The 13910-nt window shown below is 76.6% G+C and carries 8 protein-coding genes; 3 read left to right on the top strand and 5 right to left on the bottom strand.

Annotated elements, in window-relative coordinates:
* Positions 1-75: 75 nt before the first annotated feature.
* On the bottom strand, positions 76-552 hold the full coding sequence (locus D7294_RS00970) for an RrF2 family transcriptional regulator (RefSeq protein WP_120674377.1): 477 nt from the start codon (positions 550-552) through the stop codon (positions 76-78).
* A 222-nt stretch (positions 553-774) separates the two neighbouring features.
* On the opposite strand from D7294_RS00970, the gene D7294_RS00965 reads away from it, so the two are divergent.
* Positions 775-2370: an MFS transporter gene (locus D7294_RS00965; protein WP_241562010.1), complete on the top strand. Its 1596-nt coding sequence runs from the start codon at positions 775-777 to the stop codon at positions 2368-2370.
* Here D7294_RS00965 and D7294_RS00960 read toward each other — a convergent pair.
* Positions 2339-5695, bottom strand: coding sequence for a protein kinase (locus tag D7294_RS00960; RefSeq protein ID WP_120674375.1), 3357 nt, complete (start codon positions 5693-5695; stop codon positions 2339-2341). The two genes, D7294_RS00965 and D7294_RS00960, sit on opposite strands and share 32 nt — an antisense overlap.
* A gap of 103 nt (positions 5696-5798) precedes the next feature.
* Entirely contained in the window at positions 5799-8168 is a 2370-nt protein-coding gene (locus D7294_RS00955) for a serine/threonine-protein kinase (RefSeq protein WP_120674373.1), read from the bottom strand.
* 334 nt (positions 8169-8502) lie between these two features.
* Between D7294_RS00955 and D7294_RS00950 the strand changes: the two genes are divergently transcribed.
* Positions 8503-9381 carry an aminoglycoside phosphotransferase family protein gene (locus D7294_RS00950; RefSeq protein ID WP_241562009.1) on the top strand — a complete coding sequence of 293 codons (879 nt, stop codon included), beginning with the start codon at positions 8503-8505 and terminating at the stop codon, positions 9379-9381.
* A 122-nt stretch (positions 9382-9503) separates the two neighbouring features.
* Here D7294_RS00950 and D7294_RS00945 read toward each other — a convergent pair whose 3' ends face one another.
* Positions 9504-11210, bottom strand: a complete 1707-nt coding sequence (locus D7294_RS00945) for a glycerol-3-phosphate dehydrogenase/oxidase (RefSeq protein WP_120674371.1) — start codon at positions 11208-11210, stop codon at positions 9504-9506.
* 295 nt (positions 11211-11505) lie between these two features.
* On the opposite strand from D7294_RS00945, the gene D7294_RS00940 reads away from it, so the two are divergent.
* Entirely contained in the window at positions 11506-12741 is a 1236-nt protein-coding gene (locus D7294_RS00940; protein WP_120674369.1) for a nucleotide sugar dehydrogenase, read from the top strand.
* Positions 12742-12785: 44 nt separating this feature from the next.
* Here D7294_RS00940 and D7294_RS00935 read toward each other — a convergent pair whose 3' ends face one another.
* The gene (locus D7294_RS00935) at positions 12786-13901 is read right to left on the bottom strand and encodes a GuaB3 family IMP dehydrogenase-related protein (protein ID WP_120674367.1); all 1116 of its coding nucleotides are present in this window, start codon (positions 13899-13901) and stop codon (positions 12786-12788) included.
* Positions 13902-13910 lie beyond the last annotated feature (9 nt).

The raw sequence follows: 13910 nt of genomic DNA, 5'->3' as shown, positions 1-13910 counted from the left end.
CTACCTGTGGGTAACGGGTTTTTGCCCGGGCCGCGGCGTGGACCGGCCACGTGGGCCCGCGGCGTGGGGCCTGGCTCAGGAGGCGGCCTTGGCGACCAGCTCGGCGTTGCGCTCCCGCAGTCCAGGCGGGTAGCGGTCGACCAGGTCGGCGATGGTGACCGCGCGCAGGGAGTCGCGCCAGGCGCGGTCGGCCTGGGTCATCAGGGCGTCGATGGCGCAGGGCCGCCGGCAGGACTCCGGCGGAACGGCCCCGGTGCCGCGCTGGCGGATCTCCTGGCAGACGAAGGGCGGGGCCGGGCCCTCGATGGCCTCGACGACGTCGAGCACGGTGATGTCGCCCGGGGGCCTGGCGAGGCGGTAGCCGCCCCTGGGTCCCGTGACGGCGTGCAGCACCCCCGCGCGGGCCATGGCCTGCAGGTGCTTGGCCAGGTAGGTGACCGGCAGGGCGTAGTGCCCGGCGAGGCCCTCGCGGCGAACGGTCATGCCCGGGGGCGCGAGCGCGAGCAGCGCGGCGCAGTGCAGTCCCCACTCCACGCCTTGCGACAACTTCATGTCAGGCAGTATATCTCGGACATAAAAAGCTTCTAATAGACTTTAGCGGGGAGCGCGGGCCCGGCCGCCGGTCAGGGCGACCGGACCCGCGGCCCCGGAAACCCCCCGGAAAACCCGGGCCGCCCGGGAGCCACCGGGCACCGCGGGACGCCACGGGGCACGGCGGCACGGCGCGGCACAGCGCGGGAAACCGCAGGGAAAAGAGCGCTCGAAGGAGACAGCGTGAACGAGCAGGGTGACCGCAGCGGGCGGCCCGGGACCGGCGCCCGGCGCGCGGACGGAGCGGACGCAGCGAACGGAGCGGAGCAGGCGGACGGAGCGGGCCGGGCGAGCGGGGCGGGAGGGGCGGGGACGGCTCCGGCCGCGCGGCGGGGCGGGGCGATGCTCGCGGTGCTGCTCAGCGCCTGGTTCCTGGCCCAGTTCGACTTCTTCGTGGTGAACGTCGCCGCCCCCTCCCTGGAGCGGGATCTCGGCGCGGGCCCGGCCGCGCTCCAGCTGATCGTCGGCGGCTACGCCTTCGCCTACGCCTCCGGAATGATCACCGGCGGGCGGCTGGGCGAACGCTACGGCCAGCGGCGGCTGTTCGTGGGCGGGATGGCGGCCTTCGCCCTCGCCTCGCTGCTGTGCGGGCTCGCCGCAGGACCCTGGCAGCTGGTCGCCGCCCGGCTGGCGCAGGGCCTGGCCGCCGCGGTGATGGTGCCGCAGGTGCTCGCGGTGATCACCGCGGCGTTCCCGGGACCGGCCAGGGCCCGGGCCCTCGGCTGGCACGGCGTCACCGGCGGGCTCGGCTCGATCGCGGGCCAGGTCCTGGGCGGGCTGCTGCTCGAACAGGACGTCCTGGGCCTGGGCTGGCGCGCGGTCTTCCTGGTCAACGTGCCCGTCGGGCTGATCGCGGCCCCGCTCGCCGCCCGGCTCCTGCCGCCGCCCGCGCCCCGGGCCGGCGCGCGCGGCCAGGACCCGCTGGGCGCCGTGGGCATCGCGGCGGCGCTCGCCCTGCTGCTGGTGCCGCTCACCCTCGGCCAGGACCAGGGGTGGCCCGCCTGGACCTGGCTGTGCCTGGGCGCGGGCGTGCCCCTCGGCGGCCTGGTGGCGGCCTGGCAGCGGCGGCTGCACGCGCGCGGCGGCGCCCCGGTGGTGGACGTGACGCTGTTCCTGCGGCCCTCCTTCCGCGCCGGCATCGCGTCCGTCACCGCGTTCATGGCGTACTTCGCCTCGTTCATGTTCACGCTCACCCAGCTGCTCCAGGGCGGGCTCGGGCTCGACGCCTTCGAGGCGGGGCTGGTCTTCGCGCCCTCGGGGCTGCTGTTCGGGGTCACCGCCCTGCTGGGCGCCCGGCTGGTGGCGCGGTACGGCATGCGGGTCGTCGTGGGCGGCGGGGCGGTGACCGCGCTGGGGCTCGGTCTGCTGGCGCTGCGGCTCCTCGCGGCGGGCGAGGGCGCGGGGCTCGGCTGGCTGGTGCCCGCGGTCGCCCTCGTCGGGCTCGGCAACGGGCTGGTGCTGCCGCAGCTGATCGGGGTGGCGCTGCTGGACGTCTCGGCGCGGCAGGCCGGCATCGGCGCGGCGGTGGTCACCACGACGCAGCAGTTCGCCTCGGCGGCCGGCGTCGCCGTCATCGGCACCGTCTTCTTCGCCCTCGCCGGGCCCGGGGGCGGGCACGCGGCCGCGATGGCGCGTTGCGCGCTGATCGACCTGGCGCTGGTGCTGGCCGTCGTGCTGCTGGTCGCGCACACCGCGCGCCGGGCGCGGCCCGGGGAGCACGCCCCCCGGGCTCACGCCGGGCGCACGGCTATCCGTGCCAGCGGTAGCTCTCGGCGGTGACCTCGTAGATCTCGGAGATCCGCTGCTCCTCGCCGGCGGGTCCGCGCACCATCACCACGTGGTAGTGGCCGTCGAGCAGCATCACCCGGTTGTACGCCAGCCGCTCGCCGCCCTCCTGCCAGCCGAAGACGCCCTCGGCCATCACGGTGTTGCCCACCTGGGTCTCGTACAGGCCGCTTGAGGTGGCGTACTGGTAGTCGCGGAACGCCTGCAACTCGGGCTCGTCGCCGAGCTGGTAGTCCATCGGCTCCGTGCCGAACTCGTCGGTGCCGTCCCGTCCCGGCACCACGACGATCTCCAGGTCGCCGTCGCGGTAGATCACCTCGCCCTCGCCGTTGGGCCCCTGCCGCTGGAAGCCGTCGGGCACGGTGAGCGTGAACCCGGCCGGGTCCTCCTGCGGGCCGAACCCCTCCGGCGGCGGCGCGGGCTGCTGCTCGCCCTCGGGCGAGGGCTGCCTGGAGTCCTCCTCGGTGGCCTCGGGCGAGCGGCTCGGGCCCGGGCTCTCCTCGCCGCCCGGGGTGGCCGCGGGGGAGCTGCCCTCGGCCCGGGAGCCCTTGTCCTCCTCGGCGTCCGACATGAAGGCGAGCACGTAGGCGATCGCGCCCGCGAGCCCGAGCAGCACCAGCGTCAGCAGGGTGCGGCCGAGGCGGCGCGGGCTGTGCTGCCCGTGCGCGCGGGGGCGGCGGCGCGGGCCGACCAGCTCGCCGCGGCGGCGCAGTATCGGCAGCCGCCGCGGGTCGGCCGGGCGCCCCGGCTCCAGGGCGGGCGGCGCGGTCACGGTGTGGCGGCCCACCTCGGGCTCGGGCGCGCTGCGCAGCAGGGAACGCAGCCAGCCGCGCAGCTCCTCCGCGCTCGGCCGCTCGGTCGGGTCCTGCCGCAGCAGCGACTCGATGATCGGCCGCAGCGCGCCGCAGTCCTCGGCGAAGGCCGGCTGCTCCGCGCACACCGCCTGGGTGAGCTCCTCCGCGCTCTCCTCCGGGTAGGGCGGGTAGCCCTGGACGGCACGGAAGAGGAGGGCGCCCAGCGCCCAGAAGTCGGCCGCGGCCCCCACCGGCGGGGCCAGCCGCCAGTGCTCGTAGACCGGGCCCGCCTGCTCGGGCGCCCAGCGCTCGGTGACGGCGCCCACGGTCATGATGCGCGCCTGCCGCGCGCGCTCGGCGGCGAGCGCCGTGTCCGGGCCGCGGTACCGGCCCGCGCCGGCCGGAATCCGCTCCCGGCCCGGCCCGCGCGGGGCCGGGGGCACCGCCGGGCCCCGCGCCGGCTCGGCCTCCGGCCGCGCGGCGCCCGCCGCGCCCTGCCGCGGCCCCTGCTCCCGGCCGGCCCCGGGCCGCTGCCCGGGGCCTGGGCCGTCCGGGGGCGGCGCGGCGCCAGGGTCGCCAGGCTGCTGCGGGGAAAACGGCCGCTGCTGCTGCTTCGGCGGCGGCTCCCACCCGGTGCGCACCGGGTGGCTCGGCCGGGGCGAGCCGGGCAGTTCCGTGGGGCCGGTGCCCGGCGCGCCGGGGCCCTGGGGCCTGCCGCGGGCCGCCGCCCCCGCCTGGGTGCCGGCCCGGTAGGCGGCGATGGCGCCGCTGCGGGCGGCCCGGTCGGCGGCAGAACCGGAACCCGAACCCTGGCCCGGCTGCCCGGAGATCCTGGGCAGCGGCGCGGTACCGGGGCCCGAGTCGCCGCCCGCGCCCCACGCCGGGTCCTGCCCGGGGCGCGGCTGGGGCCCGAACGCGACGGGTCCCGCGGCGCCAGGAGAGCCCGGCTGCCCCGCGGGATGTGACGTTGCACGAGGCGCCGCGTGGGGAGCCGCGGGAGGCACCCCATGGGGCGTGGCGTGGGGAGGTGCGGTGGGCGGCGCCTCCCCGCCGCGGCCTTCGGGAGGCAGCCGGGGGCCCTCGCCGCCCGAGGCGTAGGCGCCGCCCTCGAAGTCCCAGGAGGAGGGCAGCGCCTCGCCGCCCCGCGGCCCGGGAAGCCGCCCGGCTCCCGCGCCGTCCCGCTCGCTCGGGCCGCTCTCCCAGCGCTGATAGGCGTCCGGGACCGGTCCTTGCGGGTCCGTCTCGGGCGCCCCACGGCCGGGCCCGTACGCCCGGCGATCCTGTTCCGGAAGCCGCGCGGTGACCTCGCCGTGGCCCTCGCGCGCCGGAACGCTGCCGCTTCCCCGGCCCGCGGCGCGCGTGTCCCAGGGCTGCCCGGCCTGCGGGGGAACGGCCCCGCGGCCCGGCCGCTCCCGCCCGCCGCGCGCGGCGCCGTACCCGCCGCCGCCCTGCTGCCCGGCGTCCCGCGCCGGGCCGCGAGCCCCCTGCGGCGGCTCGTCCCGCTGCCCGCCGCCGGCCGGGTGGGGGCGGGTGACGCTCTCCCACCACTCGGCGGCCCCGCCGGCCGCCTGCCCCGACGCGCCGCCGGCCGGCGCGCCGTGGCCCACTCGCCCCGGGGAGCCACCCGCCGGGCCCCGGCCTGCGGGCCGCGTGGACTCCTCCCACCACTGCCCGTCAGGCACCGCCCCGGCCGCGTGCGCCCCGGCGGCCTCGCCGCCCGGCGCCGCGCCAACCCCCTCGCGGGGCCCGGCCACGGACGGCCCGGGCGCGGACGGCCCAGTCGCGGACGGCCCGGGCGCGGGCGACTGCCACCGGCCGTCCGCCACTCCCGGCTCCGCGTGGTCCCCGGCCGGCGGCCCCGACTCGGCGCCCCCCGGCGGCAGTTGCGCCGGGCCGTCGGCGGCCGGACCGCCCCCGCCCTCCGCCTGGGGCAGCGGGTCGTACCCGCACAGCACCTCCTCGCAGGCGCCGACGGCGAGCCCGGTGAGCACCGCCCTGCCGTCCTCGCAGATCAGCACCGTACGGGCCGTCACATTGCGGTGGACCCAGCCGTGGGCGTGGACGATCCGCAGGGCGGCGAGCAGGTCGGCGGCGACCTCGGCCGCGCGGTAGGGGCCGAGCCGCTCCTCGGCGAGCAGGGCCGCCAGGGGCCTGGCGTTCACCAACTCGCTGACGATCCACAGGCCGTCACCCTGCACGAAGACGTCGAAGACCTGATCCAGCCTCGGATGGTCGGGCAGCCTGGCCGCGGCCACCGCCGCGGCGACCGCCCGGCGCACCACGGGGTCGTCGGGGAGCCGGGTCGCGCGGTCGCGCGGCCGGGAGGAGCCGGCGTGGAGAGGGCCGCGGCCGTCCTCGTCGAGCGTCTCGGCGTCCACCACCTCGGGCAACGGCACCTGGCGCACGAGGACTTCCTGGCCGCTCGCGGTGTCGAAGGCCCGGGACTCGGCGAGTTCGAACTCCTCGGAGGGAGTCCTCGGCAGACGATAACGATCAGCTAGCAGCCGACCCGCGTACTGGTCCACGATGCCTCCCCACCGCGTACTCGCGCCCGCGGCGCTCTCCGGCCCTCACACGATACGTGCCGTAGACACACCACGGCTACGGTCTGTCAACTCTTGATGCCAATTAGTTGGGTGAGTCGAGAGGTTGGAAGGTGTCGAAGGCCGTCTCGCGCAGCGTGCGGCATTCCTCGGAGTCCCACTCGTCCGCGAGGCAGGTGATCATGATCGCGTAGCCGTGCTCGTCGTCGATGCGGAACCCGCGGTCGAGCACCCGCACCCGCTGCCCGTGCTCCGTGCGCTCGAACTGCCAGTCGGCGACGGTCGGATAGTCCCGCCACTGGACGCTCTGGATGCCGAGCAGCCGGTAGTCCTGGCTGCTGCCGCTCACGGCGGCCTCCAGGTCGTGCCAGGCCGCCTCGGCGTCCTCGGTCGGGTCGGCGGTGAAGTCGACCTGCACCTTGGGGGGTTGCCCGTCGCCCGCGGCGTAGATGCCGCCCGAGTTCTGGCCGGCTATGCCGATGCGCTGCCAGCCCTGCGGCAGGGATATCCGGAAGTGGAAGTCCTCGTCCTCGACCGCCGCGTATCCCGCGGGGCTTCCCGGCATGTCGGCGCCCGGGTCGGTCTCGGGTGCGGTGCCGGGAGGCGCCGCCTCGTTCTCCTCGCCCTCCGGGGAGCCGGAGGAACCCTCCCCGCTCTCCTCGCCGTTCTGCTCCCCGCCCTCCTGCGGGTCGGCCGGGGGATCGCCGCCGGCCCCCTCCTCGCCGCCCTGCTCGCCGGCGCCCTCGTCCGCGGTCTGCTGCTGGGTCGCCCCACCCGAGGAGCCCGCGCCGTCCGAGCCGCCGTCGTCGCCGAGGACCACGACGAGCACGGTCGCGATCAGCGCGAGCAGCACCACGACCGCGGCCCCCAGGAGCAGCGCCCGCCGGCGCGCCCCGTCCTCGCCCCGGCCGGGACCCGAGTCCCCCGAGGGCGGCAGCGGGGTGCGCGGGGGCGGCGGCGTCTCGGCGACCGCGGGCGCCTGCCGCCGCGGGGCGGCGGGCACGCGCGGGTCCCGCGGGCGGCGCGCGCCCAGGCCCACGACCACGGTGGCCTGGTCGGAACCGGGCTGCGGCGCGGGCCGCTCGGGCTCCGCGGCCAGGGCGCGGCCGAGCAGGGCCCGCGCCTGCCTCTCGTCGAGGCGGCCGGCCGGGTCCTTGATCAGCAGGCCGTTCACCAGTTCGGTCAGCGGGCCGGCGTGCCGGGGCGGGCGCACCGGGTCGTGCATCACCGCGGCCAGCGTGGCGATCGCGCTGCCCTCGTCGTAGGGCGGGCGGCCCTCCACGCAGCAGTACAGCAGCGCGCCCAGCGACCACAGGTCGGCGGGCGGACCCGGGGCCTCGCCGCGGGCCCGCTCGGGCGAGATGTACGAGGGGGCGCCGACGAGCATCCCGGTGGAGGTGATCGACGGGTCGCCCTCGACCTTGGCGATGCCGAAGTCGGTCAGCACCACCCGGCCGTCCTCCTCGGCGACGATCACGTTCGAGGGCTTGACGTCGCGGTGCAGGATCCCGGCCGCGTGGGCGTCCCGCAGCACGTCGAGGATCGCCAGCCCGATGCCCGCGGCCCGGCGGGAGGACATCGGCCCGTCGTTGCGGATGATGTCGGCGAGCGAGCGGCCCTCGATCAGCTCCATCACGATCCAGGGCCTGGCGCCCTCGTCCACCACGTCGTAGACGGTGACGACGCCCCGGCTGCGGATGGCGGCGATCGCCTTGGCCTCCCGCAGGGTGCGGGTGATCATGCGCTTGCGCTCGCCCTCGTCGACGCCGGGCGGCAGCCGCAGCTCCTTGACGGCAACCCGCCGGCCGAGCACCTCGTCCTGGGCCTGCCACACGGTGCCCATGCCGCCGCGGCCGACGACGGAGGCGAGGCGGTAACGCCCGTTCAGCAGGCGGCCCACCCCGGGCACCCCGTCGGCCTCCTTCGCCCCGCGCACCGCGGACAGGTCGAGGCGCGGCGCGGTCTCGGCCTCGGCGCGCCGCTGCGCCGCGGCCGCCTCCTCCTCGGCGCGGTCCGCCGCGTCGTCTTCCGCGTCCCGGGCGTCCCCGGACTCCCGCGGGCTCTCCAGCCGGCGCGCCCCGGCGAGGCGTTCCGCGATCCGGGCCCGCTCCGCGCTGCCGTCCCCGTCGTCCTCTGCGTCCGCTTCCGGCGCGTCGTCCTCCGCGTCCGGTTCCCGCGCGTCGTCCCCGGCCCGGCCCGCCGGCTGCGCCTCGTCCTCGTCCTCGTCCGCGGCCCCGGCGAACTCGCCGTCCCCCGAGGGCTTCTCCTCCTCCGGCCTTGCCCCGGCGTCCGCGGGCGCGCCCGCACCGGCCGGCGCGGCGAGCTCACGCGTCGCGTCCGGCCTGGCCGGCTCGCGCGGGCTCGCCGCCTCGCCGCTCGCCCCGGCATCCCCATCGTTCGGGTCTTCGTGCGGGTCGTTCCGGTGTTCCCGGATGTCCCGGTCGTCCTGGCCCATGCGTCGCGTCCCCTCCGGCTTCCCCGGCCATTGTCACCCATCCCACCGACAGGCGGACCGCTGGGCCCGCGCCACAATCCCGGTCGGCGCGGCGCGCCCTGACGCCCCGTGCCCGGGCAGTCTTCCCGCGTCCGGCCGGGACCGCTCCCGCCCGCCGCGCGTACGCGCCGGTCGGGGGCCCGCCCGCGGCGGGCGGCGGAGTGCCGGAACCGCGCGGCCCGGCCCTGTCCCTCCTGCCCGGCGGCATGCCCTCCGGCGTGCCGCACCGTGCCCCCCGGTGTGCCCCGCACTGCGCCCCCGGAACCGGCCGGGGCGCGGCCGTAGGGTTCTCCCCGTGACAGTTCACCGCATGCCCGCCGCCGAGGTGGCGGTCTCCGTGGAGCTGGTGCGCCGCCTGCTCGACGAGCAGCACCCCGACCTGGCGGGGCTGCCGATCGAGGTGGCGGCCAACGGCTGGGACAACCTCGTGTGCCGGCTCGGCGAGGAACTCCTCGTCCGGCTGCCGCGGCGCGCCCTGGCCGCCGCGCTCGTCGCGCACGAGCAGCGGTGGCTGCCGGAGCTGGCCGGCCGCCTGCCCCTGCCGGTGCCCGCGCCGGTGCGGGTCGGGCAGCCGGCGGCTCGGTACCCCTGGTCCTGGAGCATCGTGCCGTACTTCCCCGGCCGGATCGCGGCGGATGCCGCGCCCGGCGACCCCTGGTCGGCCGCGGCGGCACTCGGCGGCTTCCTGGACGCGCTGCACGCCCCGGCCCCCGCGGAGGCGCCCGTCAACCCCCATCGCGGGATTCCGCTGGCCGCACGCGCCGAGAGCGTCCTGACCCGGCTGACGCACCTCGACCCGGCCGACCGCGCCGCCGCGCTGCGGATCTGGGAGGCGGCCGCCGCCGCGCCCGCCTGGGACGGGCCGCCGCTGTGGCTGCACGGGGACCTGCACCCGGCCAACATCCTGGTCGAGGGCGGCCGCGTCAGCGCCGTGATCGACTTCGGCGACCTCACCTCGGGCGATCCCGCCACCGACCTGTCCGTGGCCTGGATGCTGTTCACGGCGGAGCAGCGCGCCGCGCTTCGGCGGGCGTACGGCCGCGCGGACGACGCGACCTGGGAGCGGGCCCGGGGATGGGCGCTTGCCCTGTCCCTGGTCTTCCTGACCCACTCGGCGGACAACCCGCTGATGCGCGGCATCGGCGAGCGCACCTTCCGCGCGGTGCTGGACTAGCGGCCGGCCGGCCGCTCGGTCGCCGGACCGCCCCGCCCCGCGGGCGGAACGGGACCGGCCGGCCGGCCGCGGAGCCGCCGCGTTCCGGAAGCCGCCCGCGTCCCGGGAGCAGCCGCAAGGAATCAGAGCGGCACGGTGTCCGGGGCGCCGAGCCTGGCCGCGTCCGCGGTCTGGTCGTCCGGCTGCAGCTGCGACTCCCGTTCCGCCTCCACCCGCTTCTCGTAGTGCTCGACCTCCCGCTCCACCTGCTCCGGCGTCCAGCCGAGCACCCCGGCCATCAACTCGGCGCACAGCCGGGCGCTGCGGGTGCCGCGGTCGAAGGTCTCGATGGAGATCCGGGTCCTGCGGGTCAGCACGTCCTCCAGGTGCCTGGCGCCCTCGTGTGTGCAGGCGTAGACGATCTCGGCCTTCAGGTAGTCGTCCGCCGCGGGCAGCGGCTCGCCCAGCACCGGGTCGCCCGCGACGAGTTCGAGCACCTCCTCGGTCAAAGAGCCGTAGCGGTGCAGCAGGTGCTCCACCCGCGCCTCGTGCAGGCCGAACCGCGCCGCCAGCCTGGCCCGCGCGTTCCACAGCGCGTGGTACCCCTCGGCGCCGGCGAGCCGTACCTCCTCGGTGCAGCAGGCGGCCACCCGCTGGTCGAGCCCGTGCACCGCCTCGTCGACGGCGTCCTTGGCCATCACCCGGTAGGTGGTGTACTTCCCGCCCGCAACCACCACGAGCCCCGGCACCGGATGCGCCACGGTGTGCTCCCGGGACAGCTTGCTCGTCGCGTCCGACTCCCCGGCCAGCAGCGGGCGCAGCCCCGCGTAGACCCCCTCCACGTCGTCGCGGGTGAGCGGCACGGCCAGCACGGCGTTGACGTGTTCGAGCAGGTAGTCGATGTCGGCGCTGGACGCGGCCGGGTGGGCCTTGTCCAGGTCCCAGGCGGTGTCCGTGGTGCCGACGATCCAGTGCCTGCCCCAGGGGATGACGAACAGGACGCTGGTCTCGGTGCGCAGGATCAGCCCGGTGGTGGAGTGGATGCGGTCCTTGGGCACCACCAGGTGAATGCCCTTGGACGCCCTGACGTGGAACTGCCCCCGCTCCGCGATCATCGCCTGGGTGTCGTCGGTCCACACGCCGGTGGCGTTGACCACCTGCCGGGCGCGCACCTCGTACACGCCCTCCTGCTCCAGGTCGCGCACCTGCACGCCGACGACCCGCTCCCCCTCGCGCAGGAACTCGGTCACCCGCGCCCGGTTGGCCACGTGCGCCCCGTAGCTCGCGGCGGTGCGCACCAGCGTGGCCACGTACCGCGCGTCGTCCACCTGCGCGTCGTAGTACTGCAACGCGCCCACCAGTGCCTCCTTCTTGAGGCAGGGCGCGACCCGCAGCGCGTGCCGGCGGCTCAGGTGCCGGTGCCGCGGCAGGCCACGGCCATGGCCCGAGGAGACGGACATGACGTCGTACAGCGCCACGCCCGAGCCGGCGTACAGCCGCTCCCAGCCGCGGTGCCGCAGCGGGTAGAGGAAGGGGACCGGGCGCACCAGGTGCGGGGCGATGCGGCCGAGCAGCAGCCCACGCTCCTTCAGCGCCTCCCTGACCAGCCCGAAGTCGAGCATCTCCAGGTACCGCAGGCCGCCGTGGATCAGCTTGCTCGACCGGCTCGACGTGCCGGAGGCCCAGTCCCTCGCCTCCACGAGGCCGGTGGCGAGGCCCCGCGTGGCCGCGTCCAGTGCCGTTCCGGCGCCGACGATGCCGCCCCCGACCACGAGAATGTCGAGTTCCCGTTCCGCCATCCGGGCGAGTGCGCCCGTGCGCTGCTCCGGCCCCAGTGCGGCTGTCTTCACGCTGCCTCCCTGTTCGCCTGTGGTTCGCCTGTGACTCGCCTGCGTTCGCTTGTGACTCGCCTGCGTTCGCCTGTGGTTCGCCCGCGTTCCGGCCCGGACGCCCTCGCCTCACCCGGTCGTGGGATCGGCTGTATACCCGTCCGACCCCATGTGACACCGGCTCCGCTACCGATGCTCCCCCATTTCCGCGGGTTTGGCGCGCCCGCACCCGGGCCGTACCGGTCAATCACCCAGAACTTTCATATATGTGCCTAAGCTGACTTGACGCGCATGTGGGGAGAAGGAGCCGAATCGGATGCCCGCTGATCTCGCCGTTCTCGGCCTCGGGCAGCTCGGGCTGCCCGCCGCTCAGGCCGCCACCGCCGTCGGCATCGGCACCGTCGGTTTCGTGCCACGGCCCCAGGACGCCGCCGCACTGAACGCCGGACGCCCCCCGGCGGAAGGGGCCCTCACCGCCGCCGAACTGCGCCGGATGCTGGCCAAGGGCTTCCGCGCGACGAGCGACCCGGCGGTGCTCGGCCGCGTGCGCACCGCGCTGATCTGCGCGCCCACCCCGCCGGCCACCGACGGGGCGCTGGACCTGAGCGCCGTGCGCGCCGCCGCCAGCACCCTGGCCACCCGGCTCAGGCCGCGCACCCTCGTCGTCCTGGAGTCCACCGTCTACCCGGGCACCACCCACGAGGTGGTGCGCCCCCTGCTCGAACGCGGCTCAGGGCTGCGCGCCGGCCGCGACTTCCACCTGGCGCACGCCCCGGGGCGCCTCGACCCGGGCAGCCGCGCCTTCGGCTACCCCAACACCCCGCGCGTCATCGGCGGCCTCACCCCCGCCTGCATCGAGGCGGCGGCCGCGTTCTACGGCCGGCTGACCGAAAAGGTGGTCAGGGCCCGCGGCCTGCCCGAGGCCGAGGCCGCCAAGGTCCTGGAGACCAACTTCAGGCACGTCAACATCGCCCTGGTCAACGAGATGGCCGTGCTCTGCCACGAACTCGGCATCGACCTGTGGGACGTGGTGCGCTGCGCGGAGACGAAGCCCTTCGGCTTCCAGGCCTTCCGGCCGGGACCCGGCGTCGGCGGCCACGGCGGGCCCGTCGTCCACCCCGGGCACCGCCAGCCCATGGTCGAGCTGGCCAGGGACATCAACGCCCGGATGCCGCGCTACGTGGTGCGGCGCGCGGCCGCCCTGCTGAACGAGCACGGCAAGTCGGCGCGCGGCGCCCACCTGCTGCTGCTCGGCGTCACCTACAAACCCGACCTGCCCGACCAGGAGCGCGCCCCCGCCGCGGAGATCGCCGGCCGCCTGCTCGGCCTGGGGGCCAGGCTCACCTTCCACGACCCCTTCGTCACCGCCTGGTGCATCGGCGGCCGGCAGGTGCCGCGCGCGGAGTCGCTCTACGAGTCGGCCGCCGCCGCCGACCTCACCCTCCTCCTCCAGCACCACGCCACCTACGACCTCCAGGGGCTGGCCGCGAAGGCGCAGTTGCTGCTCGACACCTGCGGCGCCACCCCGGCGGGCGCCGCGCACCGGCTCTGAGCCGCCGGCGAGGGCGCCCGGCGGGCGCGCGGCGGGCGCGCGGATCAGCGCGAGCGGGCGACCGTGACCTCGACCCGCTGGAACTCCTTCAGCTCCGAGTAGCCCGTGGTCGCCATGGCCCGGCGCAGCGCGCCGAAGAAGTTCATCGAGCCGTCGGGGGTGTGCGAAGGCCCGGTGAGGATCTCCTTCGTGGTCCCCACGGTGCCCAGGTGGACCTTCTTGCCGCGCGGCACGTCCTCGTGCACCGCCTCCATGCCCCAGTGGTGCCCGCGGCCCGGCGCGTCGGTGGCCCTGGCCAGCGGCGAGCCCATCATCACCGCGTCGGCGCCGCAGGCGATGGCCTTCGGCAGGTCGCCCGACCAGCCGACGCCGCCGTCCGCGATGACGTGCGCGTACCGCCCGCCCGACTCGTCCATGTAGTCCCGCCTGGCCGCCGCCACGTCGGCCACGGCCGTGGCCATCGGGACCTGAATGCCCAGCACGTTGCGGGTGGTGTGCGCGGCGCCGCCGCCGAAGCCGACGAGCACCCCGGCCGCCCCGGTCCGCATCAGGTGCAGCGCCGCCGTGTAGGTGGCGCAGCCGCCGACGATCACCGGCACGTCGAGCTCGTAGATGAACTGCTTCAGGTTCAGCGGCTCGGCCGCACCGGACACGTGCTCGGCGGAGACCGTGGTGCCGCGGATCACGAAGATGTCCACGCCGGCGTCGAGCACCGCCTTGGAGAACTGCGCGGTGCGCTGCGGCGAGAGGGCCGCCGCGGTCACCACGCCGGACTCCCTGACCTCGCGGATGCGCCGGAAGATCAGCTCTTCCTGGATCGGCTCCGCGTAGATCTGCTGGAGCCGCCGGTTGGCCGACGCCTCGTCGAGCTCGGCGATCTCGGCGAGCAGCGGCTCCGGGTCCTCGTAACGCGTCCACAGGCCCTCGAGGTTGAGCACCCCGAGCCCGCCGAGCCGGCCGATGCGGATCGCGGTGGCCGGGGAGACCACCGAGTCCATCGGCGCGGCCAGGAACGGCAGCTCGAACCGGTAGGCGTCGATCTGCCAGGCGATCGAGACCTCCTTGGGGTCGCGCGTGCGCCGGCTCGGCACCACGGCGATGTCGTCGAAGGCGTACGCCCGCCGTCCGCGCTTGCCGCGCCCGATCTCGATCTCAGTCACGTCCAGAGC

Origin of the sequence: Streptomyces hoynatensis (genome assembly GCF_003626535.1) — a bacterium.
In the GTDB taxonomy this organism is placed as follows: domain Bacteria; phylum Actinomycetota; class Actinomycetes; order Streptomycetales; family Streptomycetaceae; genus Streptomyces; species Streptomyces hoynatensis.
Note: the sequence above shows the minus strand (reverse complement) of the source record. Positions and strands in the feature narration are given on the sequence as shown.